Consider the following 25,391-nt stretch of genomic DNA (forward strand, 5'->3'; position numbering starts at 1 on the left):
CCTTGAAAGCAAATGAGGTCCAGGCGTACGCCGCCCGGGAAATTGTCACGGGAGGAGAAACTGCTCAGGCGGCCTGAGCGAGGTTCGCTTTTTCGGTGGCGTAGGCCCAGTCCAGCCAGGCGGTCAACGCGCCGAGGTCGGATGTTTCGACCGTTGCGCCAGCCCAGATACGCAGCCCCGAAGGAGCGTCCCTGTAAGCACCGATATCAAAGGCGACACCTTCCTGATCGAGGCGCGCCGCGACAGCTTTGGCGAATGCAGCCTGTGCCTTGTCGTCAAGTGCCAGAACATCAGGGTCTGTGACTTTCAGACAGACGGAGGTGTTGGAACGGGTCTGCGGGTCGACAGCCAGAAATTCTGTCCAACTGCTGCGGCCGACCCAGTCGGCAAGTACTTGGAGATTGGCATCGGCGCGGGCCCGAAGACCGGCAAGGCCTCCGATACGATCTGCCCATTTCAACGCATCGATGTAGTCTTCAACGCACAACATTGATGGCGTATTGATTGTTTCGCCCCTGAAAATTCCTTCAATCAGCTTTCCGTCCTTTGTGAGCCGGAAGATTTTGGGAAGCGGCCAGGAAGGCCTGTAACTCTCAAGACGCTCGACCGCACGCGGGCTCAGGATCAGGACACCGTGAGCAGCCTCGCCACCCAGAACTTTCTGCCAGGAGAAGGTCACGACATCGAGCTTGTCGAACGGCAGGTCCTGAGCAAAGGCGGCCGACGTTGCATCACAGATTGTCAGACCTTCCCGGTCTGCTGGGATCCAGTCACCATTGGGAACACGCACGCCGGACGTTGTCCCGTTCCAGGTGAAGACGACATCGCTTGTAAAGTCGACCGCCGACAAATCCGGGAGTGCACCGTATGGCGCATCGAGAACCCGCGCATTGTCCAGTTTGAGCTGTTTCACGACGTCGGTGACCCAGCCTTTGCCGAAGCTTTCCCATGCAAGCATATCGACGCCACGTGCGCCAAGGAGCGACCACATGGCCATTTCCACAGCACCCGTGTCTGATGCGGGTACGATACCAATTCGATAATCTTCGGGAACGTCCAGAACCTTGCGGGTCAGGTCTATGGCCTCGGCAAGCTTCGCCTTGCCCGGTTTGGCACGATGCGATCGGCCGAGCGGTGCATCAGCCAAGCCTTCCAGCGACCAGCCCGGGCGCTTGGAACAGGGTCCGGATGAAAAATTGGGATTTGCCGGACGCACGTCCGGCGTGGCAGTGAGACTTGTCATATCTGTCTACCCTCGCAGATAGTTGCCCCTCGTTGGGGAGGGGTGGCCCACCTACGGGGATATGACGTTACACTGCTCCGGTCAATTCAAATCCACTTCTAATGCAAAAAGGCCGGTCTCACGGACCGGCCTTTTTTCGTCATGCGCTGATCACATCAGAAGTTGCTGCTGATCGGTCCTTGCGGCTGGTAGACAACCGGTGCCGGAGAGGCAAATCCGGAGTTGAAGGTATACCGCGCGCCCAGGCGGAACTCATGAGCGGTGAGATCTTCCCAGTGAACCCGGCCCTGTCCGGTGCGAACGTTGTCGTAAAGCACGGTTTTCGCGTCACCGAGGTCCTTGTAGCGGTAACCCGCATCAATGGAGAAGTTGTTGTTGACCGCATATTCGGCACCGGCCATCAGCGCCCACGCAAAGTTCCATTCCCCGTTCGTGCCGCGATAGACACCGTCCGCCTGGCCCGGGTTGATGGATGCGGCGTTATCGGTCCGCACGTAGGCTGCACCGATACCGGCGCCCACATATGGCGTGATCCGGTTCCAGGTTCCGATATCGATGTAGGCGTTCACCATGGTGGTCCAGACATCGATGTCGGCGAATTCTTCAGACTGCAGGTTCGTACAGGTTCCGCAATCCGCATAACCGATGGCTTCGGCCGGCGTTTCATAGTCCAGCGTGATATCAGCGCGCAGATACTGATTGAACTGGTAACCAACACCGACACCGATCATCCAGGCGTTGTCCATGCTTTCGCCATCGAACCGCAAGTCGGTAGCACCTGGCTCCTGGAAGGACCCGGTCGGGTCACCATAGATCTTGTAGCCAATGTCACCGCGAAGATAAAAACCGCCGACGGCCGGGACCTCGGGGATGTGCTCAATGACCGGAGCCGGCAGATCCGCTGCAAAACCAGCAGATGAAAGCGCGACTGCAAAGCCGGTCAAAGACAAACGCTTGAAAAATGTGTTCATGTCCTCGTCCTCTTCCAGTGAGCGTCCGCGTTTTCGGGTGCCGGACACATCAAACTTGAAAGCATATTGACGGGAATTCATTAAAGGTCGCTTAACTGTGTTCTTTAACCGAACTTTTTTACCTTAAGAGATCCTTAACAGGAGAAGAACACATCAAGCTGACGCCAAATCGCACCTTACGGAACGATATCAGCGCCACATGTCATTTGGAAAAGTCTGATCAGGCCGCGACCGAAGCGACTACACCGGCAATGTCATTCACGACTTGTTTAACAAGGTCCGCGTCGTCCCCTTCGGCCATAACGCGAATGAGCGGCTCCGTACCCGAGGCGCGAATAACCAGGCGCCCGGAATTGCCCAGACGTGCTTCTCCATCCTCGATCGCGGATTTGACCTGGTCCTGCTTCAACGGCTCACCGCCGCTGTATCGGACGTTCTTGAGGATCTGCGGGACGGGCTCGAACCGGCGGCAGACTTCGGATACAGGCCTGTCCTGATCCTTAACGCAGGCAAGAACCTGCAGCGCCGCAATCAGGCCGTCGCCTGTCGTTGCGAAATCGGAAAGAACGATATGACCAGACTGTTCGCCCCCGACATTGAAACCGTTGGCACGCATGTGTTCAACCACATATCTGTCGCCGACCTTGGTGCGGGCAAGGTCAAGACCGATGCTTCCAAGATAGCGCTCAAGTCCAAGGTTCGACATGACAGTCGCGACGATGCCAGATCCCGAAAGGCGGTCGCTCGAGTGCCATGACTGCGCAACGACGGCCATCAGCTGATCGCCGTCGACTTCCATGCCGTTTTCGTCAACGATGATTACCCGGTCCGCGTCACCGTCGAGCGCGATGCCGATATCCGCGCGGACTTCGTGTACCTTTCTGGACAGGGCATCCGTCGATGTCGAACCGCATTCCTTGTTGATGTTGTAGCCGTCCGGTGTCACGCCCATGGATATGACATCGGCGCCCAGTTCCCACAATGCTTCGGGTGCCACCTTGTAGGCAGCGCCATTGGCGCAGTCGATCACGACGCGAAGCCCTTCGAGGCTCATTTCGCGCGGCAATGTGCGTTTCGCAAATTCGATATATCGCTGCTGCGCCCCATCGATGCGTTTCGCCCTGCCAAGGTCGCCGGCACTGGCAAGCTTCGAGGTCAGGTCTCCCTCAATCAGGTCTTCAATGCGTCGTTCGATCTCATCGCTGAGCTTGAACCCGTCCGGGCCGAAGAACTTGATACCATTGTCGTGATAGGGATTGTGGGACGCTGAGATCATCACTCCGAGATCGGTCCTGAGCGACCTGGTCAACATGGCCACCGCCGGTGTCGGCATCGGTCCAAGCAGAAAGACATCCATTCCCACGGAAGTAAAGCCGGCCACAAGGGCGGTTTCAATCATGTAACCAGACAGGCGCGTATCCTTCCCGATCACGACCCGATGGCGATGGCGTCCGTTTTTGAACACGAGTCCGGCCGCCATGCCCACTTTCAGAGCCATCTCCGCAGTCATGGGATAGAGATTGGCCTTGCCGCGAATGCCGTCGGTGCCGAAAAACTTACGCATCTAAAGTGCCTGTCTAAACTGTTGTGCTGCGCTCTTTTAGCGCAAACGACATGAAGTGACGTTCAAAATATGTGAGCAAATATTACTATTCACTGACGATCCACAGCCGTCGTTGCAACAAAAAAGCCCGGCATGGCCGGGCTTTTCATTTTTTGACTGAACCAGAACCTATCAGGACTGCGGTTGAGGCTCCATACCGCCAGTCGGCTCATCGCCGCCGCGCTTTGCGCCCGCGGTCGGAACCGCCGAAGAGCGTCCGATCGGCTGATCGTCATCGGTATCGCGAACCGGCGGCTTGCCGTCCAGCAGATCCTTGATCTCGTCTCCTGACAGCGTTTCGTACTCCAGGAGGCCCTTGGCAATCGTGTGAAGCTGGTCTTCATGATCGCGCAGGATCTTGTTCGCGGTCTCATAGCCCTGATTGACGAAGGACTTGATTTCCGCGTCCACGATCTTCTGGGTTTCGTCAGACACATTCTGGTTCTTGGCAACGGAGTGACCGAGGAAGACTTCTTCCTGGTTCTCGCCGTAGAGCAGCGGCCCAAGCTTGTCGGACATGCCGAACTGGGTCGCCATCGCCCTGGCAAGTTTTGTCGCCATCTGGATATCGCCGGAAGCACCGGACGTCACCTTTTCGTAGCCGAAGATCATTTCTTCAGCGACACGCCCACCCATTGCAACGGCAAGATCGGCCTTGCACTTGGCGCGCGTGAGCGACACCTGGTCTTTTTCCGGGAGACGCATCACCATGCCGAGCGCACGTCCGCGCGGAATGATCGTCGCCTTGTGGATCGGGTCCGAGGCTTCCTGATGCAATGCCACCAGTGCGTGACCGGCCTCGTGATACGCAGTGAGTTTCTTTTCCTCTTCCGTCATCACAAGCGTACGGCGCTCGGCGCCCATCATCACCTTGTCCTTGGCGTCTTCGAATTCGGCCATGGTGACGAGGCGCTTGGACCGGCGGGCTGCCAGAAGAGCGGCTTCGTTGACAAGGTTCATCAGATCAGCGCCCGAGAAACCGGGTGTGCCGCGCGCCAGCGTCTTGACGTCGACATCCGGCGCCAACGGAACCTTGCGCATATGCACCTTGAGGATCTTCTCGCGTCCGGTGATGTCCGGGTTGGGTACGACAATCTGACGGTCGAAACGGCCTGGACGAAGCAGTGCCGGATCAAGCACGTCGGGGCGGTTGGTCGCCGCGATGATGATGATGCCTTCGTTCGGCTCAAAGCCGTCCATCTCGACGAGCAGTTGGTTCAAGGTCTGCTCGCGTTCATCGTTTCCGCCGCCGAGGCCGGCACCACGATGGCGGCCAACCGCGTCGATTTCATCGATGAAGATGATGCACGGCGCATTTTTCTTGGCCTGCTCGAACATGTCACGGACACGGGAGGCACCGACACCTACGAACATCTCGACAAAGTCTGAGCCCGAAATCGTGAAGAACGGAACGTTCGCTTCACCGGCAACCGCACGCGCAGTCAGCGTCTTACCCGTTCCCGGAGGACCAACGAGCAGCACGCCACGCGGGATTCGTCCGCCAAGCCGCTGGAACTTCTGCGGGTCGCGCAGGAATTCAACGATCTCCTGAAGATCTTCCTTGGCTTCGTCGATGCCGGCGACGTCTTCAAACGTGACGCGGCCATGCGCCTCGGTCAGCAGCTTTGCCTTGGATTTGCCGAAGCCCATCGCCTTGCCGCCGGACCCCTGCATCTGACGCATCACGAAGATCCAGATACCAAGAATGATCAGCATCGGCAGCCAGGAGAACAGCGCGCCCAGAAGCGGTGAGTTCTCAGCCGGTGGATTGGCTTTGATCAGCACGTCCTTGCTGCGGAGCTCGTCGACGTATTGCGCTCCGTCGGGTGCATATGTCTGGAATGCACCACCACTGTTGTAAAGACCGGTGATCTTCTGTTCCTGAATGGTCACAGACCTGACTTCGCCACTGTCCACCTGCCTCATGAAATCGGAGTAGGCAATGTCGTTGGTCGCACCCTGTTGTGCAGGGCTTTGAAACAGCTGAAACAATGCGATCAGAAGAAGGGCGATGATCACCCAAAGAGCAAAGTTGCGAAAATGTGCGTTCATTTCGTTCCCTTAACCGCCCTACGCGACTTAACTGCACGCGGTTACATTTCCTTAGAGCGTAGATAGGTCGCCCGAGGCCCGCTGCCAAGGCGGTGCGCCATATTGCGCATATGCGCTAACTATTTTGTTAAGCCGGGACCTCTATCAGAAGATTGAGACGAGGAAAACTCTAGATTTCGCCGCAACCGTCCCCATCGCACTCCCAACTGCCTGACAATCTACCCCGGATAGGCAATCTCTCCAAATTGAAGCTTGATCTATGGTTATTTTTGTCGAGTTTCGTTTTAACAGTGACCGGCAGATCGTAAATCTGCCCGTCGTCCGACCACACAAGGGGTGAACTATCAAATGCAGCTTTCGGCCAACCGTCGGGCCAGTCGATGTCCCTCGCGTTTACCGGGGCATTCATAAGCGGTCCGAGGTTCAACCTGTCGGCATCCGGCACCCTTTCTCCCATGGTAACAGGTTCGAACCGATAGCGATTGTCCCAGACAACGGCGTGCCTGATACCTGTGAGTGTGGCGGGTGGAACACGGCCCGGCTCGCGCCAGCACCACAAATAGGTGTTGTCCGCTTCATAGACCGCACCGGACAGCGATTGGTGGACCGGTTCTCGTTGCCCAAGGACCGCGTCCACAGCCTGCAGCTTCAAAAGTCTGGGCCGCGGGCGTTTGCCGGTCACCATGCCCGCAAGTTCTTTCAGGAGCCGCAACCGCAGATCTTCCGGCAGTTTGACAAAAGCTGCCCGGCTCAGTCTCACCGGCCCGGCGGGATGGTGTTCAAGATGCCTGGACACGAATTCACTGACCGTTTCATCCAGGGCCATGCGCGACCGCCTGAGGTGCCCGGCTGTCACTGCCAGCTTTTCTGCCGAAAGGCCCTCCTGTTCGAGGAGGTTCAAGATCCGCCGCAGGCGGCTTCGTTTGTATTTGGCGTCATGGTTTGAAGGGTCTTCACACCAGGTAAGTTGCCGGTCTCGCAAACTGGCTTCCAGTCGCTTCTTGCGCATGGCCAACAACGGCCGCAACAAACGCAGTTCAGCAGCACCGTTGGCCTCATCAGCCGACATGGCGCTCAAACCCGAAACACCACTGCCGCGAGTGAGCCTGTCCAGAAACGTTTCGGCCTGATCGTCCAGATGATGCCCCAAAACCAGCGCCTGTGCACCGGAGCCATTCATGTGCTCCGCAATCAGGCGGTAACGTGCGCTGCGGGCTGTTTCCTGAATATTGCTCAGGGGTTTTTCGCCGTGCCAGGTCAAAAGGTGCGCGGAAAGTCCGTGTGCACTTGCTGTGTCGAGCACGAACTGTGCTTCCTTGGTGCTCTCGGTTCTCAAGCCGTGATCAACGACGAGAACCTCCGCGTTTCCGGGCCATGACGTTCTGAGGCGCCATTCACTGAAAAGAACCATGAGACAAAGGGAATCCGCGCCGCCGGAAACACCAAGCGCGAGATTTGAAAACGGCTTAAGGCAAGAAAGGAGCGTATCGACTTCGTCGGCGGAAAGCCCTTGAGGCTCAGCCGGTTTGTCAGGAACACTGTGCACGCAGACGTTCATCCCGCGCTTGCGACAATACCGCCGGAGCGGCATTGGGAAATTTGTTCAAAAGTTCTGAGAAGGTCGCACAGGCGGCGTCGGCTTCACCAAGGCCCCGCAGCGAGACACCTAGTTTGAGAAGGCTGTCGGGACTTTTCGAGTTGCCCGGATGGTCCGTATAGGTCTTCAAAAACGCATCGGCCGCGCCGCGATAGTCCTGTTGTGCGAGCAGGCTTTCACCGAGCCAGTACTGGGCGTTCGCGGTCAGATCGCTATCGGGATAGGATTCGATGAAGGTGCGAAACCCGCGCTCCGCCCCGGCATAGTCTCCATTGACGGCGAGCGAATAGGCCTGGTCGTAATCGGTTCGCGGGTCGCCGCTGCCAATGATGCCTGCAATGGCATCATCATCGATTGCCAACCCCGGGTCAGGCGCAATGTCCTGACCGGTTCCAGGAAGAGTTTGCAGTCCTCTGGCCAAGTCCCCCAGGTTGATCGGACCGTCGGACGGAAGCCCGGCAGGCGCGTTGTCTTCTTCATATCCACCCGATTGCGACCAAGTACCGTCGCCGGAACCGTCCGCAGGGATCGTTGCCGTGCCACCGTTTGGAAGAGAAAGCGTCCCGCCGCGCGGTGTTCCGTCTGATTCAAGCCCGGGCGCCGTGCTGCCCGGCACGCCCCGCGGCGTCAGCTCGGATCTTTGCCCGGGCGTGCCACCTTCAAGCTGCTGGAAACGATATTCATTGTCTTCCTGCATACGGCGCATCTGGTCTTGCATCTCACGCAATTGAAACGACAATTGCTCGATCTGCCCGGTGAGCGTCCGGATCCGTTCCTCCAGTTGACCGATTCTGACAGACGAATCGTCCTTTTTCCGCCCGAACAGCTGAGCCTCGGAAGGGCTCGCTGTGGCGATCAGTACAAACGCCAGAAAAATTCCCGCAAATGCCTTGTATTTCTGCATTCAGTCCTCCGGTTCACAGATCCGATGGCAAATTGACTTTGAACGCGCCCACGGGGTGCAACATGCACCTTGGCTCAACTGCCTTTGTACATGAAAAGTCTTAGACATGCCCGGCTCTGCACTCAAGGCCACAGAGCGCCCGGACTTCGGCTAAATTTTGACGATTGACGTTCCCGCCGGCAGAAAGCGTGAATTTGACCGCTAAATGCAAGAAGGCCGGGGAAATCCCCGGCCTGACTGAGCGTTCGGCGCAGCAAAACTGAAAATCAGTTGGTCGCGTTGTTCAGCACCGTTACGGCACGTCTGTTCTGCGACCAGCAGCTGTTGTCGTTACACACAGCTACGGGGCGTTCCTTGCCATAGGAAATCGTCTTGATCCGCGAAGCACTCACGCCCTGCGAAACCAAATAGTCCCTTGCAGCCTGCGCCCGGCGCGCACCAAGTGCAATGTTGTACTGGCGCGTGCCGCGTTCGTCGGCATGACCTTCAACAGTGATCGTATACTGCGAATACCGGTTGAGCCATTTCGCCTGCCCGGCGAGGGTCGTCTGACCTTGAGAGTTCAGAACCGACTGGTCCTCTTCAAAGAAAACACGGTCACCGACATTAACGACAAAATCCTGACCCGTGCCCGGCTTCACGTTACTGGAAAGCCCGTCCGGCTTTGTCTGGGCACATGCCGCCGCGAACAAAAGCGCAAAACAGACGATGATCCATCGTGCCCCCTGCCCGGCATATTCTGTTTTAAACATTCCCGTCTCCTACATCCCCAGCCCGTCAACCCGACATCCGCTTCGCCCGGTTTTAGGTAAATGCTTTGTAGCCAAACCTGGTTAAGGCGGTCTTTTCAAACTTGGTTAACAGGACATGACCGGCGCCCGCCATTGGCAGAGCAGCCAGGTCCGATTCAGTTGATGAGCGGCGACCAGGACGGGTCCGACGCAAATGCCGGGGTGTCCACCCGCTGCTCATTGTATCCGGTCAGGTCTACGGTCCATACCTGCGGCCCGCCGTTTGCACCCGGTGTGTCGCGGAAGAATACCAGAACTCTGCCGTTCGGCGACCATGCAGGCCCCTCGTTGTGATAGCCCTCCGTCAGAATGCGCTCGCCTTTGCCGTCGGGTTTCATGACACCGATCATGAACCGCCCCTGGTGCTGCTTGGTGAAGGCGATCAAATCTCCGCGAGGTGACCAGACCGGTGTCGAATAACGGCCCGGACCAAAGGAAATACGCCGTGCTTCGCCGCCATTTGCGCTCATGACGTAGAGCTGCTGACTGCCGCCTCTGTCGGACTCAAAAACGATCTGGCGACCGTCGGGAGAAAAAGACGGGCTGGTGTCGATGGCAGCGCCATTGGTCAGACGCGTTGTGCGACGCGACCGCAAGTCCATTTTGAAAATATTGGCATTGCCGCCCTGCTGCAGGCTCATGACGACGCTTTGGCCATCGGGAGAAAAGCGCGGTGCGAATGTCATGCCTGGAAAGTTTCCGACAATCTCACGCTGGCCGGTCTCGATATTCAACAGATAGACGCTCGGATCCGTACCGCCATAGGACATGTAGGTGATTTCCTGGCTGGTCGGTGAAAAACGGGGCGTCAGCACAAGGTCGTCCCCACGCGTCAGATAGCGCACGTTCGCACCGTCCTGATCCATGATTGCCAGGCGCTTGACCCGTTTGTCTTTTGTACCGGTCTCGTCGACGAAGACGATGCGGGTATCGAAGTAACCTTTCTCGCCAGTCAGGCGCTCGTAGATCGCGTCCGAAATGATATGGGCGAGCCGGCGCCAGTTTTCCGGCGTCGTAAAGAATTGCTGGCCGAGCATCTGTTCCTGGGCGAAGACGTCCCAGAGACGGAATTCGGCCCGCAAGCGCCCGTCAGGTTGCTTCGTGACCGTTCCCGTCACCAGCGCCTGCGCGCTGATCTGGCGCCAGTCGCCAAAGCGCGGCGTGGAGTTCACGCTCATGTTCTTCTGGATGAAGCTTGCCGGATCCAGGGGATTGAACAGACCGGAGCGTTTCAGGTCGGCTGCGATGACCGACGTCATGTCGGCGGCGAGTTTATCGTCGCCACCCTCAGCCGAAAACGAAGGCAGGGCAATCGGCAGCGGCTCGATATTGCCCTGCGTGATATCGATCTCGACAAGGGCGAATGCTGGTTTTGGAGCGGAAACAGCGGCAATGGTCACAAGAACGGCAAGTCCGAGGGCCTTGAGCCCTTTCGGAACGTTAAGCGTTTTCAGTAGTCCATGCATGAGCGCTCTGCTCCCTTTTCGAACGGTCCCTTGACAGGACCCGGCTAGCCCCCGAGCATTTCCCTGGGGTCGAAATTGATGATCACTTCCTGCCAAGCTTCATACTTGGCAATTGGCAGAGAATAAGGCTGACACCGCATAACGGCGCGAACAGCGCTGCTTGACGCCGCTCCGAATGCGGGATTTCCGTTGGAATTCAAGACTTCCGGGCTGCCGGACACCTCGCCGCTTTGCGACAAGTTGAAACGCACCCGGACCTTCAGGTCTTCGGCGCCAACCGCGCCAACCGGCGGATTCCAGCATTGCGCGACCTGACCGCGCAGCGCATCAAGCTCCGACTGGCTCATGCGCACATTCTGAGCACCCTGCCGCGACCCGAGAGCTGCCTCCTGCTGAGAGGCGTTGCCTTCCTGTTTCGCCGGCTCGACCTTGTTGAGCAGGGCGGCGATCTGCGTTGAATCGAAGTCGTCCCTCGGGGGTTCCGGTGCCCGCTGTGGCGGTTGCGGCTTTGATCTCGGCGTTGCGCTGGTCACGATCGGCTGCGGTTCCGGTGCAGCCTCCTGTTGCGGTTCCGGTTCCGGCGCGGGGGCAGGCTCGGCTGTTTCGGCGGGCACGGGCTCCGGGGCCGGAGCAGGTTCAGGTTCTGGCTCTGCGACCGGAACCGGTTCAGGCTCCGGTGCAGGTGTCGGCGCGGGCGCAGGTGTGGGCGGTGTTGGCTGCTGCACGTTGCTCTCACCCGGCTTGTCGGCCGGCTGCGGTGGCTCGTCCGCTTCCGTTTCGCTCGGCTGCAGGGCGGCAACATCCCGGATCTCGGCGGTTCTCTCGCCGAGCCTGAGCTGTGTGAACTCCTCGACCGGTATCAGATCCACCGGAAGAGACTCAACTTGAGGCACAGAAAAACTCTCCGCGTCCGGAAGGGCGATCAACCCCCAGACCAGAATGACCGAATGACCGGCCAGAGACGCGATGAGACCTGCGCGCATGACGCGTTACGAGTCCCGTTCTTCCAGAGTGACAAGTCCTAGACGCTTAAAGCCGGCCGCATTGATGCGGCCCATGAGTTTCATCATTGTTCCGTAGTCGGCATCCTGATCGCCGCGCACATAAATGCGCTCTTCATACCCGTTGGCGGCAATTGCCTCGAGCTTCGGAACGACTTCATCGATCGCAATCGGTGTGTCCTGAATGAAAATCTCTCCACCCGAATTCACCGAAATCGTTATCGGCTCCGTGTCCCCTTCCAGCGCCTTTGCCTGCGTTTCCGGCAGGTCGATCGGCACACCGACGGTCAACAGCGGCGCTGCGACCATGAAGATGATCAGAAGCACGAGCATGACATCCACAAATGGCGTCACGTTGATCTCGGTCATCAGAACGGCGCGCTTGCGCCGGCGTCCCCGCCGTCCGCCGCCTGCATCTCCCGCGCCAACCTGCATGCCCATGGCTCAGCCCCTTTCGTCGATTTGACGCGAGAGGATTGCCGAAAACTCGTCGGCAAACCCTTCCATCCGGGCGACGGCCTTGCCGACGTCGGAGGCGAACTTGTTGTAGGCGATGACGGCCGGTATCGCGGCAAGCAGCCCAAGAGCCGTTGCGAACAACGCTTCAGCGATACCGGGCGCAACAACGGCCAGGTTGGTGCTTTCCGACGCGGCGATCGCCTGAAATGCCGTCATGATACCCCAGACCGTCCCGAAAAGCCCGATGAACGGCGCCGCTGAGCCAACCGTTGCCAGGATCAGCAAACGGCTTTCAAGGCGCTCCGCCTCGCGCTGTATGGTCACGTCCATGACGCGGTCAATGCGTTGCTGCAGCGAACCGATCGCGGGTTTGGCACCCTCGTGACTGCGTTTCCACTCTCGCATGGCCGCCACAAAGAGCGCCGCCATGGAGTGGTTCACCCGATTGTGCAACGTGCCGTATAATTCTTCCAGGGACTGTCCGGACCAGAACACGGTCTCAAACCGGCTCATCTGACGCCGTGTACGACCCATCAGCAAGACCTTGTCGACAATGATCGCCCAGCACCAGACCGAAGCAGCCAACAGGCCGATCATCACGATCTTGACGACGATATGCGCTTGCCAGAACAGCGAGAAGAAAGAAATGTCGCCTTCCGGCGCTGCCAATGTCGATTGGACAAGTGTTTCCATAAATTCAATGACCCCTTGGCCGTCTGACGTTATACGTGTCCCAAATTCTCCGGTGGTGCGTCGGCAGCCCGGAATCAGAACGCCAGTAATCGATAGCCAGCGCCTCTCTGACGTTTGAATTTGTCAAAACTGGGACTTTGCCGAGCAAAGCAAGCCCTTCTTAAAAGGAATCAATTAAGGTTACTGCAAGATTAACGCAGAAAACTGTTTCCCAATATTTTGATGAAATCTGATGACTTGAGAATACGGTCCGGGCGCAAACCGTTCATTCATCAAGCAATTCGCTCGGCGCGTGTTGAGCCAGTTTTTCTGAAAGATTGACCGGAAGACGCGTTGGCCGGCCTTCGCTGGTGATCACTGCGACTGTCACGGCCGCCGAAACGAGAAGTTCCTCACCCCGATACGCAAGCTGATCGAGCTTGATTCTAGCGCCCATATACTCCGACAGGCTCGTGTGGATCTCCAGAACGTCGTCAATTCGCGCCGGTTTTTGAAAATCCAGGGTCATGCCGCGAACTGCGAACGCCAGAGCCCGGCCATGCTTGCCTGCCGCCAGTTCACTGTGATGAATGCCGATGAGACGAAGAAAATCGGACCTTGCCCGTTCAAAAAAACGGACATAGGCACCGTGATATACGATGCCGGTGAAATCGGTATCTTCGTAATACACCCTCAGTGGGAGCACATGACCGCCCTTTTCAAGGCGGCCGGACAAGTCCGGCCAATCCGTCACGGAGCCATCCTTTTGTTCGAACACTCAAAGGCCGTCCGGTCAGTCGACCGGACGGCCTCTTGATTACCTAGGATCCGGCTTAGGCTGCCGCAACCTCTGACAGGAATTTCTCCACGGACGCTCGCAGATGTTCAGCCTGTTGCTTCATCTCGATCGTCGCCGTCAGCATGTCGCCCACAGCGGCAGAGTTTTCCGCAACGCCTTCGTTGAGGGAAACAACCGTAGAGGCCACACTGCGTGTCCCGTCAGCCGCTTCGGCAACGTTCCTTGAGATCTCGCTTGTGGCAGATCCCTGCTGCTGCACCGCGTCCGAGATGGTCATCGTGTAGGAATTGACTTCCTCTACCGATTCCGAGACGCGCGCAATTTCTTCAACCGCATCGGACGTCGACGCTTGAATTGCCGAGATCTGAGCGGAAATTTCCTCCGTCGCCTTGGCTGTCTGACCGGCCAGCGACTTCACTTCGGACGCGACAACGGCAAAGCCCTTGCCGGCATCTCCGGCGCGCGCCGCTTCGATCGTTGCGTTAAGTGCCAGGAGATTGGTCTGCTCCGCAATTTCGGAAATCAGCGAGAGAACATCACCAATCTTGTTGGCAGCCTCTGCGAGCCCGGAGATCTTGGAGTTGGAGCTCTGCGCAGCCGCCGTGGTCTGCTCCACAATCGACGCGGTTGTCTCTACCTGCCGGGAAATCTCCGAAATCGAAGCATTCAACTCTTCAGTTGCAGACGCAACGGCCTGAACATTCGAGGAGGCGTTTTCAGAAGTGGAAACAGCCGTTTGCCCCTGTTCGGAAGCAGACGCGGAGCGCTCGTTCAGCGCGGAGGAAACGCCTTCGACGCGTGCAATATTGGTCTCGACAAGTTCCAGAACCGACTGGGATTCGGCCCGGAAGTCGGCGATGAGAGAATCGATCAGTTTCTCTCGTTTCTCACGAGCAATGTGACCGACCTTGCGTTCAGCCGCCAACCGTTCCCGCTCAACGGAATTGTCCTTGAAGACTTCGATGCATCGCGCCATTCGACCAATTTCATCCTGCCGGTCGGTGGCGTCCACGGCAACTTCCAAGTCGCCGTCGGCAATTCTGCTCGCCGCGACCGCCAAATGTTCCATTGGCGCAAACATGCGCCGCGTGACCCACCAGATCAGACCGACGATCGGCACGAGACACAGGAAACCGGAAATGACGGCGCCATAGGTAATACGATCTGCGGCTGCCGACAATTCCGTCTGCATGACAGCTTGGACAACGCCGTAAGGAGTGGTTTCAAACGTGTTGTCGGCTTCGGCAAATCTGTAATCACTGTCATCGAGCCTGATCAGCCGGTCTCCCACAGCAATATTTGCGAGATCGTGAGCGGCTGAAGCGCTGCCGGAATCATCGAGCTTGACGATTTTGCCCAGAGCATCGACCAGGAAGATCTGCTCACTGTCGCCAATGCCGGTCGGTTCGTTCAGCAGTGTGGCCAGCCGCTTCATATCGGCGCTGAACGCGACGGCGCCGAAAAAGCGATCCAGATAATAGACAGGCGCTGCGAGCACGAGAGAAACCGTTCCGTCCTCTCCTGCTACAAATCCCGATGCGTATATCTGTCCGGCCGCAAGCGTTTCCGCTTTGGCAGCGTCATAGAGTTTGCCCATCGCGATTTGAACGGGATTGCCCTTGATGGCCTCGTCGTCGACGTGAAATGCAAACTCGGGGCCCTTCTTGTACGAATAGGTGATGAAGCCATCCGGATTTGCCAGGGCCGCATCGGAAAAGAGACCCTGCGCGATGACATCCTGATAGATCGGATGCACAACCTTGTGGTTGTTCACGTAGTAATTTGATTCCGGCGGTTCCAGAAGAAGATGACGCTCGTGCGGTGAATGCGGGTTGTCGGTCACGAAGATTTTCCGAAGGGTTTCATTCTGTCCCTCCTTCAAGTTCTTCCAGCCGACCATCGTCTTCATGAGGCTGTCTTTAGCGCCCTCAAGTGTTACGAAAAACTTCGCACTGTTGGTCACCTGGTCCAGTGCAAGCTCAAGCACTTTTTGCTTGGCCTTGGTTGCACTTTGCAGGCTGTTGTCGGCCTGGCCGTTGGCAACGTCCCTGGATAGGGTGGATGTAACTGTAACAATCGCAACGCACATTGTGAGTGCGCCCGCCAAGAACATAAGAGCCAGTTTTGATGAAAGCCGCTTACGCATAGTGTCCCCCGCATAGTTGGGGGGACAATAGGCAGGGATTCGCCAATAAATACTTAACCACAACCGCCCGTTCATCGATAAAAATACGGATGACGCAGAATCAGATTATGGAAGATTTTCAGTCCGGATCGGCAAAGAGACCCATCTGGGAGATCTCGGACCGCTCCGGTGCCGCAAGCCCGAGATGGGCAAACGCTGTTGGCGTCAGAAGCCGGCCACGAGGCGTGCGTTGCAGAAACCCGTTCTGAATCAGGTAGGGCTCCACAATTTCCTCGATCGCATCTCTCGGCTCGGAGAGTGCGGCTGCGATGGTTTCGATCCCGACCGGTCCACCGCCGAAGTTAACAGCGATTTGCCTGAGATATCTTCGATCGAGTCCATCGAGGCCGGCGCCGTCCACCTCCAGCTGCAGGAGCGCTTTGTCCGCAAGCGCTCTGTCGACCTTTTCGATGCCCTCAAAAACCGCAAAGTCGCGGACGCGGCGCAAAAGCCGCCCGGCAATGCGAGGCGTCCCGCGTGAGCGCTTGGCGATTTCGTGCGCACCGTCTTCCGCAATGCCTATTCCGAGAATGGCAGCGCCCCGCTTTACGATGTGCTCAAGCTCGTCGACCGTGTAGAACTGCAGCCGAACGGGAATGCCGAACCGGTCCCTCAGGGGCGTCGTCAGAAGCCCGAGACGGGTGGTGGCGGCAACCAGCGTAAATTTCGCAAGATCGATCTTGACCGAACGCGCTGCCGGGCCCTCGCCGATGATCAGGTCGAGCTGGTAGTCTTCCATCGCCGGGTAAAGCACTTCTTCAACCGCCGGATTGAGCCGGTGAATCTCATCGATAAACAGAACGTCACGCTCTTCCAGATTGGTCAGAAGCGCCGCCAGGTCGCCTGCCTTGGCAATGACCGGTCCTGAAGTTGCGCGAAAATTCACGCCGAGTTCCCGGGCCATGATCTGAGCCAGTGTCGTTTTGCCGAGACCGGGCGGGCCGACGAACAGAACGTGGTCAAGCGCTTCACCGCGCGCCTTGGCTGCCCCGATGAAGACTTTCAGGTTGGCACGTGCCTGCGCCTGGCCGACAAAATCATCCAGCGCCTGCGGGCGCATGGTGCTGTCGATTTCGTCACCGCGAATTTCCGGCGCGACGATACGGGTGTCATCCGACATGGCTTACCACCACAAACAGGAGCACAATGAGAAGCAGGGACCATGCGACCCTGAGTGCGTAGAACTTGCGGAACTGGCTTCTAACGAATGGATCATCCGTCTCGATGCGGCGTCCTTTAATGGCAAACTGGCGGTCGCCCACCGACTGTGAAAACCGATGATCAAGATACATGATCCCGCCAATTCCAAGGGTCACGAACACAATCGCGATAACCGTGTATGTAAACGCGATCATCCCGCCAATTCCTTCAAGCCCAATCGGATCAGCGTCTCGGTAGAGGCATCCTCGCCAGCGGTCTGAACTGCCTTGGCCACAGCCGCGCTTGCCTGCGCCTGGGCATACCCAAGGTTCGCAAGTGCCGACACGGCTTCAGCGACAGGCCGGGCTGCGACGTTTTCCGCAACGCTCTGTGAAACAGCAATCGTACCCGGATCGACACTTGCCAGAGCCGGCGCCTTGTCCTTGAGTTCGCTCAGAATACGTTCAGCGACGCGCTTGCCGACACCCGGAGCGCGCGAGATCGTGGCCTTGTCCCCCAACGCAATCGCATTGGCGACTTCGCTGGCCTTCAGGATCCCCAGAATGCCGAGCGCAACCTTGGCGCCCACCCCCTGGACGGTCATCAGGATGCGAAACCACTCCCGCTCCGCTTCCTGGCCAAATCCAAAGAGCCGGATCATGTCTTCCCGCACAATCGTCTCGATAAAAAGGACCGCCGCCTCGCCAGGACGCGGAAGTCCTTGAAGAATGCGGGAAGGACAATGCACCTGATAGCCGACCCCGTGGACGTCAAGGATCACGTGGTCTTCGCCGAAACTGTCGATCGTACCCTTGAGTTTCCCGATCATGCCGCCCCCAGAGCCGCCAGACGCGCAGCACCACTTGCGCGGTGCTGCGCGTGGCAGATGGCAATTGCCAGAGCGTCCGCGGCATCGTCCGAGTTAAATGTCGCCCGCGGCATCAGAACCTTGACCATGGCCCTTATCTGTTCCTTTTCCGCATGACCGGTGCCGACTACCGTTTTCTTCACCAGATTGGGCGCATATTCGGCGACGGGCAGTCCGGCGAGCGAAGGAACCAGCAACGCGATCCCGCGCGCCTGACCGAGTTTCAGCGTCGCGCCGGCGTCCTTGTTCACGAATGTATGCTCAACGGCTGCTTCGACAGGACTGTACGAGCGGACAATCTCGTGCAGACCATCATGGAGCTGCACGAGACGCTCCGCCAGGCTCTTCTTGTTGTCGGATGTCACCGTGCCGGACGCAATGAAAGACAGCCGGTTGCCGGCCGCTTCGATCATGCCCCAGCCGGTGCGCCGCAGACCCGGGTCAATGCCGAGCAATCGAATCGCGTGTGTCATGGAACAAATCGGTAACAAAACTTGCCCGTTGACGCCAGACAAAGCACGGCTTACCACCTCAAAGTCTGTCCAAAACCGGACTGAAACGCCTTTTGAGACCGGTGTGCGCTGCAAGTTCGTCGCATCCGCTTGCAAACCGGGACGTCTTGCGGAGGTTCGGATTGCGCCGCCGGAATACCGCCACCTGCTTGTGAACCTGCATGCCTGGAATGTTCGACGCCTTTTCACCGCACTTGCTGCTTTTGCTCGCGATCGTGCTCTTGATAGCAGGCTGCGTAAGGGGGTTTGCAGGATTCGGCGCGGGCATGATTTTCATTCCCGTTGCCACTGCATTCATTATGCCCGCCACGGCCGCGGCCACGTTCCTCTTCATCGACAGTATTGTGACCCTCCCTCTTCTCGTGAGTGCCGTTCGCAGGTGCGATTGGTCGACCGTGATACCAGCCGTCCTGGGGTCGGTGATATTCGTTCACCTGGGGGCTTGGTTGCTCGGCAATACCGACATTCTGCTCTTGCGTTGGGTGATTTTTGCGATTGTCACGGGCCTCCTGATCCTGCTGATATCCGGATGGCGCTACCAAAAGCCAGCGGCGGCACCCGTGTCTTTCGCAACGGGTGGCGTTTCGGGAGTTCTGGGCGGAATCTCGCAGGTTTCGGCGCCACCGGTCGTTGCAATGTGGCTGTCCAGTTCCAACGACCCTGAGGTTGTTCGCTCGAACCTGATTGTCTTTTTCGCCCTGGCGAGCCTCGGAACCTTTGTCGCCTATACGCTCAACGGTTTTTTCACGCGGGAGGTTTTCAGCCTGCTTGTCATGGCTGTTCCGGTGTACGGCCTCGCGATATTTGTAGGGGCACGCGGCTTCAAATCAGCTAACCCGCACGTTTACCGAAAGATCGCCTACGTGCTGATCGCGATTGCTGCGCTCACCAGCATGCCCGCACTTGATCCACTATTCCGTTGATTGCACCGGTTCGGGAAGTTTTTCGCGCCATTTGGCACATTTTTCAGCCATAAGCCGGCTCAAATGCGCCTCGAAGTCTTCCTGTGTGTCACTCACCTGTGCAAGCAGACTGAGCGCCACGATTGCAGCATCGACGGCTTCTTCGCGAACATCGTCGAGCGTATGATGTTTGTATTCACTCCCTGGTGCATTGGTGGCCGAGAGGATCGCTTGTGCAAGCTCGCCGGCTTCCTCAGACAGCTTGAGCGCCCGTTCCTGAAGGGTCTTAGGGTCGGATTGTGTCAGTTCGTAAATGCCGAACATGATTTCCTCTGCGCGGTTTGCCTGGACAGTAGAATACTGGAACGCCAACTGCGACCGCGACCCAGAAAGAAAAAACCCCGGCCTGGCCGGGGTTTCAAAGGGTGCGCGCGACTGGTCAGGATGCCAGGGCCGCCATGGTCTCTTCGTCGACGTCAAAGTTGGAATAGACATTCTGCACGTCGTCATCATCCTCAAGCATGTCGATCAGCTTCATCAAGGTCTGTGCCTTGTCCGCATCGACCGGCGTCAGGTTCTGAGGCTTCCAGATGATTTTGGTGGAGTCGGCCTCGCCCAATGTCTCTTCCAGAGCCTTGGCAACGTCGTTCAGGTCTTCAAAGGCGGCATAGATTGTATGGCCGCTCTCGTCGGACTGGACGTCTTCCGCCCCCGCTTCAATGGCGGCTTCCAGAACGGCATCGGCTTCGCCGGCTTCCGGTTTGTAGACGATCTCTCCAACCCGGTCGAACATGAAGGACACCGATCCGGTCTCTCCCAGCGAACCGCCGCACTTGGTGAAATAAGAGCGGATATTGGATGCGGAGCGGTTGCGATTGTCCGTCAGCGCCTCGACCACGACGGCAACGCCTGCCGGGCCATAGCCTTCGTACCGGATCTCTTCGTAGTTGTCGCCGTCGCCGGTCTGTGACTTGTTGATGGCCCGCTGGATATTGTCCTTGGGCATGGACTGGGCCTTGGCATTCTGCACGGCCAGTCGCAGACGCGGATTGGAGTCCGGGTCCGGATCACCCATCTTCGCCGCAACTGTGATTTCCTTGGAAAGCTTGGAGAACATCTTTGACCGGGCGGCGTCCTGACGGCCTTTGCGGTGCATGATGTTCTTGAATTTTGAATGGCCTGCCATGGCTCTTCTCGTTCTTTGCAGATGATCTCGATAAAAACTGCGCCGCTTATAGGCAAATTGCCAATGAAAATCCAGCATGCAGACGCAAGCCGTCCGGGGTTCAGCCGGAGTGGTTCCAAAACGGCGGCAGCACGGGTTCCAAACGCCCGCCAATGCGGACCGGAGCGACCCGCTGTGCAAGCCCGGTGCGATCATCCGTTTCAAGAGCAACGCCGCAGATCGTGGCAACGCCGGATGCCGGCGTGAACCTGGATCCTGGAACCTTTCGCTGGAAGCGGTTGACAGGTTCTTCCTTTTCCATCCCGAGCACACTGTCGTAGGACCCGCACATGCCGGCGTCAGACAGGTACGCTGTTCCCTGCTCCAGGATCTGGTGATCCGCGGTCGGCACATGTGTGTGCGTCCCGACAACGAGGCTGACCCGCCCATCGAGAAAGTGCCCGATCGCCTGTTTTTCGCTGGTTGCCTCTGCATGCATATCAATGATGATTGCATCGGCGACCTCGCCGAGCGGACACTCGTTGACAACCTTGTCGATTGAGGAAAACGGATCATCCATGGCGTCCATGAACACGCGGCCCATGATGTTCGCGACCATGACCTGCGCGCCGTTGCGCGCCGTATAGAGATGGGCACCGCGGCCGGGCGTCCCAGCTGGATAATTCAGGGGCCGCAGCAATCTGTCCTGCCGTTCGATGTAGACAAGCGTGTCGCGTTGGTCCCAGACGTGATTACCCGTTGTAACCACGTCAGCCCCCGCATCGAGAACATCTTGCAGGATCGCCTCGGTGATCCCGAATCCTGAGGCTGCGTTTTCACCGTTGACGACTACGAAATCGAGCTGATTGTCTTCCACGAGGCCCGGCAGTCTTTCGATAACAGCCGTGCGGCCCGTGCGGCCTACCAGATCACCAAGAAACAGAATACGCATTAACCCTCGCCAGATCAGCCAAACGACCGGTAACCGTGTTCGGTCAAAATCCCATCCAAGGGTTTGTCATGCGCTTCTGTCGGCACGCGGTCAACCTCCTGCGTGGAAAACGCAACTCCAATGCGCAGCAGCGGCCCCGTTTTCTCAAGCAGGGTGATCGTATTGTCGTAATAGGCTCTCCCATAGCCGATGCGATTGCCCACTGCGTCAAATCCGGCAAGCGGCATCAAAAGGACATCCGGGCGCAACTCTTCGGCCTCGGGCCCTGGCTCGAGACAGCCAAACCCAGCGGGTACGAGTTCCGTATCCCTTTGAAGATGCCTGAATATCAGGCTCGGCCCAACCATAACCGGGAGACCAAGGCGATGGCCGCGCTGGCGTAGTCTGTCCATAAGCGGTCTTGGATCGATTTCGTCCCGGATCGGCCAGAACCCGGCAACGACTGCGCCGGACGGCACAGGCAACACATCAAGGTGATCGACAATCTGAAGGCTTTTCTCGATCCGCTCGACTTCGTCCAATGCCCGTCTGCGGGACAGGGCTTGTTTGCGCAGCAGATCTTTTTCAGCGGCCAGGTTCGAAACTTCGGTCATGGATTTCCAGCATTTCCGACTCGAAGCCGCATTCGCTCAAAACTCTGTAAAAGCGCAGCCGTCCGACCGTTGGAATTGCAATCCCGGGAAACCTACAAAGTAGGTGGGCGCCGTGTGCAACGGACCACGGCCCGGAGCAGGGACAGCTCCCGAGGGAATGCGTAAGGCCCCGGGGATAATATCCTGACGGGTCGGGCAGCCGCAGCTACCGCATATAGACCCGATAAACGGCAATTACCAGAGCCGTAAGGGATTCATTACACACGATTTCTTGCAAGATGCCGCTGATCGAATAAACGGCTAAGACGTCTCGGACGTCCGCAAGCTTCTTGTAAGACTGTCCGCAAGGCTTTCTATGCGCGCAGCGGCCGTCGTCACGGCCCGGGAGAGCTCTTCCTCGTTCTGGCTCATGTTGTCGAGCGCAGCAACCTGCCGCTGCCGGGCGTCCTCAAGTTCACCTTCGAGCTGCTTGACCCTGCGTTCGAGTTCGGAAAGCTGATCAGTGGCCATGATACCGGCCATTACTGTCAGCCGCTGGTCGCCTATTTCACCGAAAGCGCCCTTCAGTTCGGAAATCCAACCATCAAAACGCGCGGCCAGTCCCATCAAACGGTCTTCTTCGCCGTCGTCGCACGCCATGCGGAAGGATTTGCCGTTGATTGTGACTGTTATCTGCGACATCTGCTTTCAGTCCTCCGGCACCTAGCCCCCGTGTGCATCGAGCACGCTGCGGATCGTTTCCATCGCCGAAACAAGCCGTCTGGAAACGTCCTTGTTCGCCTCTTCCAGCCTCGACGCACGCGCTTCGCTCTCGTCGAGTGAGGCTGCCAATTGGGACCTGTCCTCCCCAAGCCTCTGCAGGTCGTCTTGAAGTGCATTCAAGGACCTGTCCGCATCCATGCGCCGCTGGACCGCCGTTTCCAATTGTCCGACAGCCGCGTCCAGCCTTTTGACCGCATCGGCAAGGCTGGTTTTTTCAATGCAGTCGATTTCCGCCATTATTTTAAGTCGTCCTGATCGTTATGCGGCGGCCCGCCCAAGCTTTGCCGACCCTGGAAGTACGGATTTGACACCTTCGCTTAAAAGAACCACACGTAGATTGTCAGCCGCGCTGCCCGGCGCGTTCAATCACGCAAAATTCGGCGAAAAAGCAAATCTTTGTCAGCACGAGAAGATTAGGCAACGCATCTTGCCGCCGTCAATGGCGCCATTGGCAGAATCCTCAACTCTATAACCTGCAATATAGGAATTTTGTTCCTCCGCGCCCGGTCCGCAGCTTTATTGACTCGGTGCGCGTTCCTGATATTTGTCTGGCGCCTGAACGGAACCGGCGTCAGCCGGGCTTCGAAAATGCACTTCACAATCACTTTGCCGGAGCCTTCGTTCCGGCACTGTCGGCTTCAAAGCAAGCAACGGGATGACAATGACCGATCTTGAAAAACACCATCGCATGGCAAACGCGATCCGCTTTCTTGCAATCGACGCGGTGGAAAAGGCGAAATCCGGTCACCCCGGATTGCCCATGGGCGCAGCCGATATTGCAACGGTCCTGTTCACCGAGTTTTTGAAATTCGACCCGACTGCCCCGAACTGGGCGGATCGCGACCGGTTCGTTCTGTCGGCCGGCCATGGCTCCATGCTGCTTTACAGCCTCCTTTATCTCCTCGGCTACGAAGACTTTTCCCTGGATGAGTTGAAAAACTTCCGTCAGCTCGGATCTCGCACCGCCGGCCATCCGGAATTCGGCCATGGTGAAGGCATCGAGACGACCACGGGCCCGCTCGGCCAGGGTTTCGGCAACGCGGTCGGCATGGCAATTGCCGAGCGTCTGCAGGCGGACCGCTTCGGTGACAAGCTTGTTGACCACTACACCTACGTGCTTGCCGGAGATGGTTGCCTCATGGAGGGCATCAGCCAGGAAGCCCTGACGCTTGCCGGGCATCTGAAGCTCAACAAGCTGATCGTGTTCTGGGATGACAACGGCATTTCCATCGACGGAAAGGTCGAGATCACCGACAGCACGAACCAGCAGGCGCGCTTTGCCGCATCCGGCTGGAACACCATCGATATCGATGGCCACGATCCGGAAGCCATCGCAGATGCGATCCGTCAGGCACAGGACAGTGACCGGCCCACCCTGATTGCCGCCAAGACCACCATCGGCTTCGGTGCTCCCAACAAGGCCGGCACCGCCAAGGCCCACGGCGCACCTCTCGGAGCGGAAGAAATTGCGGGAACGCGCGAAGCGCTGAACTGGCCGCACGAACCTTTCGAGGTTCCAAGTGACATCCTCGATGCATGGCGTATCGCGGGTCTCAGATCCGCCCATGCCCACAAGGACTGGCAGAAGCGATTTGCCGAGGCGGACACCGAAACACGCGCCGATTTCGAACGCCGCACCCGCGGCGATCTGCCGGCCGGCTTCCCCCAGGCCGTTCTGGACTACAAGAAAAAGCTGGCTGAAGAACAACCAACCATGGCAACGCGCAAGGCGTCCGAAGCCGTGCTGGGTGTCATCAACGAAGTGATCCCGGAGACAATTGGCGGTTCAGCGGACCTCACCGGTTCAAACAACACAAAGACCGAGCAGACCCTGCCCGTCACCGCGGACGATTTCTCGGGCCGCTACATCCATTACGGCATTCGCGAACACGGCATGGCGGCAGCCATGAACGGCATGGCACTTCACGGCGGGGTTATCCCCTATTCCGGCGGGTTCCTGATCTTTTCAGACTACTGCCGCCCGTCGATCCGCCTTGCCGCCTTGATGAAACAGCGTGTCATTCACGTGATGACGCACGATTCCATTGGTCTTGGAGAAGACGGGCCAACGCACCAGCCGGTCGAGCATTTCGCGGCACTGCGCGCTATTCCCCAGCTCACCTTCTTCCGGCCGGCAGACATCACGGAAACGCTGGAATGCTGGCAGCTCTCCCTTGAAAACCGAGAAGGACCGTCAATCCTGGCCCTGACCCGCCAGAACCTTCCGTCCGTGCGCAAGACTTACGAGGAAAAGAACCTTTGCGCAAAAGGAGCCTACGTCCTCATTGACAGCGAAGACGATGCGGCCGTCACTATTTTCGCCTCCGGCTCGGAAGTGGAAATCGCCGTTGACGCCCACACGGAACTGACCGGGGAAGGGCTTGCAGTCCGGGTTGTTTCCGTTCCATCTTTCGAGCTGTTCGAAGCCCAGTCGGACGACTACAAGGCAGCGGTCATCGGTACAGCCGATGTCAATATCGCCGTTGAGGCCGGCATCCGCATGGGATGGGACCGCTTCATTGGCAATGACGGCCTGTTCGTCGGCATGACCGGTTTTGGCGCAAGCGGCCCTTACAAGGAACTTTACGAGCATTTCGGCATCACGAAGGACGCCGTTGTCGCTGCCGTGAAGGAAAAGCTCGAAGCTTAAGTCAGATCAATTCCCGGCGGCGCTTTCCTCCTTAAGCTGCCGGGCCCTGAGCACAGCTGTGCTCTCAATCGTTGCCACCAAAAGGTGGCGCACCAATCGGCGCC

The 25,391-nt window shown here is 58.0% G+C and carries 25 protein-coding genes and 1 other RNA gene; 2 read left to right on the forward strand and 24 right to left on the reverse strand.

The window, feature by feature from the left end:
• Positions 1-64: 64 nt before the first annotated feature.
• The 17 genes from ABVF61_RS10295 to ruvC all read right to left on the reverse strand — a co-directional run bounded on the left by ABVF61_RS10295 (position 65) and on the right by ruvC (position 18,224).
• On the reverse strand, positions 65-1,243 hold the full coding sequence (locus ABVF61_RS10295) for a phosphoserine transaminase (protein ID WP_353993421.1): 1,179 nt from the start codon (positions 1,241-1,243) through the stop codon (positions 65-67).
• Positions 1,244-1,398: 155 nt separating this feature from the next.
• On the reverse strand, positions 1,399-2,295 hold the full coding sequence (locus ABVF61_RS10300; protein WP_353993422.1) for an outer membrane protein: 897 nt from the start codon (positions 2,293-2,295) through the stop codon (positions 1,399-1,401).
• A 139-nt stretch (positions 2,296-2,434) separates the two neighbouring features.
• On the reverse strand, positions 2,435-3,778 hold the full coding sequence (gene glmM / locus ABVF61_RS10305; RefSeq protein WP_353993423.1) for a phosphoglucosamine mutase: 1,344 nt from the start codon (positions 3,776-3,778) through the stop codon (positions 2,435-2,437).
• A gap of 171 nt (positions 3,779-3,949) precedes the next feature.
• The gene (gene ftsH, locus ABVF61_RS10310) at positions 3,950-5,869 is read right to left on the reverse strand and encodes an ATP-dependent zinc metalloprotease FtsH (RefSeq protein WP_353993424.1); all 1,920 of its coding nucleotides are present in this window, start codon (positions 5,867-5,869) and stop codon (positions 3,950-3,952) included.
• Between the two features lie 169 nt (positions 5,870-6,038).
• Positions 6,039-7,415, reverse strand: a complete 1,377-nt coding sequence (tilS, locus tag ABVF61_RS10315) for a tRNA lysidine(34) synthetase TilS (RefSeq protein WP_353993425.1) — start codon at positions 7,413-7,415, stop codon at positions 6,039-6,041.
• Positions 7,399-8,370, reverse strand: a complete 972-nt coding sequence (gene ybgF / locus ABVF61_RS10320) for a tol-pal system protein YbgF (protein ID WP_353993426.1) — start codon at positions 8,368-8,370, stop codon at positions 7,399-7,401. The genes tilS and ybgF overlap by 17 nt, the downstream gene beginning before the upstream one ends.
• 266 nt (positions 8,371-8,636) lie before the next feature.
• On the reverse strand, positions 8,637-9,122 hold the full coding sequence (gene pal, locus ABVF61_RS10325; RefSeq protein ID WP_353993427.1) for a peptidoglycan-associated lipoprotein Pal: 486 nt from the start codon (positions 9,120-9,122) through the stop codon (positions 8,637-8,639).
• 155 nt (positions 9,123-9,277) lie between these two features.
• Positions 9,278-10,627 (reverse strand): Tol-Pal system beta propeller repeat protein TolB, encoded by a 1,350-nt coding sequence (gene tolB, locus ABVF61_RS10330; RefSeq protein WP_353993428.1) that lies wholly within the window; start codon positions 10,625-10,627, stop codon positions 9,278-9,280.
• 44 nt (positions 10,628-10,671) lie between these two features.
• Positions 10,672-11,610, reverse strand: a complete 939-nt coding sequence (gene tolA / locus ABVF61_RS10335) for a cell envelope integrity protein TolA (protein ID WP_353993429.1) — start codon at positions 11,608-11,610, stop codon at positions 10,672-10,674.
• A gap of 6 nt (positions 11,611-11,616) precedes the next feature.
• Positions 11,617-12,069: a protein TolR gene (gene tolR, locus ABVF61_RS10340; RefSeq protein ID WP_353993430.1), complete on the reverse strand. Its 453-nt coding sequence runs from the start codon at positions 12,067-12,069 to the stop codon at positions 11,617-11,619.
• Positions 12,070-12,072: 3 nt separating this feature from the next.
• Complete coding sequence (gene tolQ / locus ABVF61_RS10345; protein ID WP_353993431.1) at positions 12,073-12,780, reverse strand: protein TolQ; 708 nt, start codon at positions 12,778-12,780, stop codon at positions 12,073-12,075.
• A gap of 265 nt (positions 12,781-13,045) precedes the next feature.
• Positions 13,046-13,513 carry a tol-pal system-associated acyl-CoA thioesterase gene (gene ybgC / locus ABVF61_RS10350; RefSeq protein WP_353993432.1) on the reverse strand — a complete coding sequence of 156 codons (468 nt, stop codon included), beginning with the start codon at positions 13,511-13,513 and terminating at the stop codon, positions 13,046-13,048.
• 79 nt (positions 13,514-13,592) lie between these two features.
• Positions 13,593-15,704, reverse strand: coding sequence for a methyl-accepting chemotaxis protein (locus tag ABVF61_RS10355; protein WP_353993433.1), 2,112 nt, complete (start codon positions 15,702-15,704; stop codon positions 13,593-13,595).
• A gap of 118 nt (positions 15,705-15,822) precedes the next feature.
• Positions 15,823-16,863 carry a Holliday junction branch migration DNA helicase RuvB gene (gene ruvB, locus ABVF61_RS10360; RefSeq protein ID WP_353993434.1) on the reverse strand — a complete coding sequence of 347 codons (1,041 nt, stop codon included), beginning with the start codon at positions 16,861-16,863 and terminating at the stop codon, positions 15,823-15,825.
• Positions 16,853-17,098, reverse strand: coding sequence for an endonuclease (locus ABVF61_RS10365; protein ID WP_353993435.1), 246 nt, complete (start codon positions 17,096-17,098; stop codon positions 16,853-16,855). Before ABVF61_RS10365 ends, ruvB begins: the two co-directional genes overlap by 11 nt.
• A complete protein-coding gene (gene ruvA / locus ABVF61_RS10370; protein WP_353993436.1) occupies positions 17,095-17,712 on the reverse strand; it encodes a Holliday junction branch migration protein RuvA in 618 nt (205 codons plus the stop codon). The genes ABVF61_RS10365 and ruvA overlap by 4 nt, the downstream gene beginning before the upstream one ends.
• Entirely contained in the window at positions 17,709-18,224 is a 516-nt protein-coding gene (ruvC, locus tag ABVF61_RS10375) for a crossover junction endodeoxyribonuclease RuvC (protein WP_353993437.1), read from the reverse strand. The genes ruvA and ruvC overlap by 4 nt, the downstream gene beginning before the upstream one ends.
• A gap of 200 nt (positions 18,225-18,424) precedes the next feature.
• Between ruvC and ABVF61_RS10380 the strand changes: the two genes are divergently transcribed.
• Positions 18,425-19,186, forward strand: coding sequence for a sulfite exporter TauE/SafE family protein (locus ABVF61_RS10380; RefSeq protein WP_353993438.1), 762 nt, complete (start codon positions 18,425-18,427; stop codon positions 19,184-19,186).
• Here the strand turns inward: ABVF61_RS10380 and ABVF61_RS10385 are convergent.
• The 7 genes from ABVF61_RS10385 to ABVF61_RS10415 all read right to left on the reverse strand — a co-directional run bounded on the left by ABVF61_RS10385 (position 19,175) and on the right by ABVF61_RS10415 (position 22,874).
• Positions 19,175-19,489 (reverse strand): MazG-like family protein, encoded by a 315-nt coding sequence (locus tag ABVF61_RS10385; RefSeq protein ID WP_353993439.1) that lies wholly within the window; start codon positions 19,487-19,489, stop codon positions 19,175-19,177. The genes ABVF61_RS10380 and ABVF61_RS10385 overlap by 12 nt on opposite strands.
• 115 nt (positions 19,490-19,604) lie before the next feature.
• Complete coding sequence (locus tag ABVF61_RS10390) at positions 19,605-20,351, reverse strand: YebC/PmpR family DNA-binding transcriptional regulator (protein ID WP_353993440.1); 747 nt, start codon at positions 20,349-20,351, stop codon at positions 19,605-19,607.
• A 100-nt stretch (positions 20,352-20,451) separates the two neighbouring features.
• Positions 20,452-21,282, reverse strand: a complete 831-nt coding sequence (locus ABVF61_RS10395) for a TIGR00282 family metallophosphoesterase (RefSeq protein ID WP_353993441.1) — start codon at positions 21,280-21,282, stop codon at positions 20,452-20,454.
• 14 nt (positions 21,283-21,296) lie between these two features.
• Positions 21,297-21,875, reverse strand: a complete 579-nt coding sequence (locus ABVF61_RS10400; RefSeq protein WP_353993442.1) for a 5-formyltetrahydrofolate cyclo-ligase — start codon at positions 21,873-21,875, stop codon at positions 21,297-21,299.
• 51 nt (positions 21,876-21,926) lie between these two features.
• A non-coding RNA gene (ssrS, locus tag ABVF61_RS10405) (6S RNA) lies at positions 21,927-22,080 on the reverse strand.
• A 95-nt stretch (positions 22,081-22,175) separates the two neighbouring features.
• Positions 22,176-22,556 carry a cell division protein ZapA gene (locus ABVF61_RS10410; RefSeq protein WP_353993443.1) on the reverse strand — a complete coding sequence of 127 codons (381 nt, stop codon included), beginning with the start codon at positions 22,554-22,556 and terminating at the stop codon, positions 22,176-22,178.
• Positions 22,557-22,577: 21 nt separating this feature from the next.
• Positions 22,578-22,874, reverse strand: coding sequence for a DUF4164 domain-containing protein (locus ABVF61_RS10415; protein ID WP_353993444.1), 297 nt, complete (start codon positions 22,872-22,874; stop codon positions 22,578-22,580).
• 424 nt (positions 22,875-23,298) lie between these two features.
• Between ABVF61_RS10415 and tkt the strand changes: the two genes are divergently transcribed.
• Positions 23,299-25,287, forward strand: a complete 1,989-nt coding sequence (gene tkt / locus ABVF61_RS10420; RefSeq protein ID WP_353993445.1) for a transketolase — start codon at positions 23,299-23,301, stop codon at positions 25,285-25,287.
• Positions 25,288-25,391: the final 104 nt, after the last annotated feature.

Origin of the sequence: Roseibium sp. HPY-6 (genome assembly GCF_040530035.1) — a bacterium.
GTDB lineage: Bacteria > Pseudomonadota > Alphaproteobacteria > Rhizobiales > Stappiaceae > Roseibium.

Coding starts and splice junctions, on each gene's coding strand:
- pal (WP_353993427.1), bottom strand. CDS start 9,122: ATGTTTAAAACAGAATATGCCGGGCAGGGGGCACGATGGATCATCGTC.
- ruvB (WP_353993434.1), bottom strand. CDS start 16,863: ATGTCGGATGACACCCGTATCGTCGCGCCGGAAATTCGCGGTGACGAA.
- ftsH (WP_353993424.1), bottom strand. CDS start 5,869: ATGAACGCACATTTTCGCAACTTTGCTCTTTGGGTGATCATCGCCCTT.
- ABVF61_RS10385 (WP_353993439.1), bottom strand. CDS start 19,489: ATGTTCGGCATTTACGAACTGACACAATCCGACCCTAAGACCCTTCAG.
- ABVF61_RS10400 (WP_353993442.1), bottom strand. CDS start 21,875: ATGACCGAAGTTTCGAACCTGGCCGCTGAAAAAGATCTGCTGCGCAAA.
- tolQ (WP_353993431.1), bottom strand. CDS start 12,780: ATGGAAACACTTGTCCAATCGACATTGGCAGCGCCGGAAGGCGACATT.
- tolA (WP_353993429.1), bottom strand. CDS start 11,610: ATGCGCGCAGGTCTCATCGCGTCTCTGGCCGGTCATTCGGTCATTCTG.
- ABVF61_RS10365 (WP_353993435.1), bottom strand. CDS start 17,098: ATGATCGCGTTTACATACACGGTTATCGCGATTGTGTTCGTGACCCTT.
- ABVF61_RS10380 (WP_353993438.1), top strand. CDS start 18,425: ATGCCTGGAATGTTCGACGCCTTTTCACCGCACTTGCTGCTTTTGCTC.
- tolR (WP_353993430.1), bottom strand. CDS start 12,069: ATGGGCATGCAGGTTGGCGCGGGAGATGCAGGCGGCGGACGGCGGGGA.
- ruvA (WP_353993436.1), bottom strand. CDS start 17,712: ATGATCGGGAAACTCAAGGGTACGATCGACAGTTTCGGCGAAGACCAC.
- ABVF61_RS10390 (WP_353993440.1), bottom strand. CDS start 20,351: ATGGCAGGCCATTCAAAATTCAAGAACATCATGCACCGCAAAGGCCGT.
- tkt (WP_353993445.1), top strand. CDS start 23,299: ATGACCGATCTTGAAAAACACCATCGCATGGCAAACGCGATCCGCTTT.
- ABVF61_RS10395 (WP_353993441.1), bottom strand. CDS start 21,282: ATGCGTATTCTGTTTCTTGGTGATCTGGTAGGCCGCACGGGCCGCACG.
- ABVF61_RS10415 (WP_353993444.1), bottom strand. CDS start 22,874: ATGGCGGAAATCGACTGCATTGAAAAAACCAGCCTTGCCGATGCGGTC.
- ruvC (WP_353993437.1), bottom strand. CDS start 18,224: ATGACACACGCGATTCGATTGCTCGGCATTGACCCGGGTCTGCGGCGC.
- ABVF61_RS10410 (WP_353993443.1), bottom strand. CDS start 22,556: ATGTCGCAGATAACAGTCACAATCAACGGCAAATCCTTCCGCATGGCG.
- ABVF61_RS10355 (WP_353993433.1), bottom strand. CDS start 15,704: ATGCGTAAGCGGCTTTCATCAAAACTGGCTCTTATGTTCTTGGCGGGC.
- ABVF61_RS10300 (WP_353993422.1), bottom strand. CDS start 2,295: ATGAATTCCCGTCAATATGCTTTCAAGTTTGATGTGTCCGGCACCCGA.
- ABVF61_RS10295 (WP_353993421.1), bottom strand. CDS start 1,243: ATGACAAGTCTCACTGCCACGCCGGACGTGCGTCCGGCAAATCCCAAT.
- tolB (WP_353993428.1), bottom strand. CDS start 10,627: ATGCATGGACTACTGAAAACGCTTAACGTTCCGAAAGGGCTCAAGGCC.
- ybgF (WP_353993426.1), bottom strand. CDS start 8,370: ATGCAGAAATACAAGGCATTTGCGGGAATTTTTCTGGCGTTTGTACTG.
- glmM (WP_353993423.1), bottom strand. CDS start 3,778: ATGCGTAAGTTTTTCGGCACCGACGGCATTCGCGGCAAGGCCAATCTC.